The organism is Erwinia sp. PME.40.26/001 (assembly GCF_055556675.1).
On sequence record NZ_JBVHNP010000097.1, the window covers coordinates 1 to 281 of the forward strand.

At 73.0% G+C, this 281-nt stretch carries 1 protein-coding gene; it reads right to left on the minus strand.

All coding sequences use genetic code 11. The annotated features are described in order from the left end of the window. Positions 1 to 281 (minus strand): hypothetical protein (locus tag ACZ3HG_RS23385; RefSeq protein WP_465334714.1); only part of this gene is annotated, 281 nt, incomplete at both ends.

Consider the following 281-nt stretch of genomic DNA (forward strand, 5'->3'; position numbering starts at 1 on the left):
CGAGCAGCAGCGCGAGGGGACGGACGTCGAGGGCCACGGCATCCGTCATCGCCGTCGCCGCCGTCTGCTGGCCCACGAGGAAGGTCCACGGGAGGCCGATCGCGACGAGGAACGCGGTCGTCGAGGCGCTGCTCCGACGCGAGGTTTCCGTCGACACGGCCCGCGCGACATGCCAGCTGGCGGAGCGGGATGCCGGCACGATCGCCGTCCACGCGCGGATCAGGGGCGGTGAGAACACCGGCACCGACACAGCCGCCGCCGCGATCAGCACCGGTCCGATG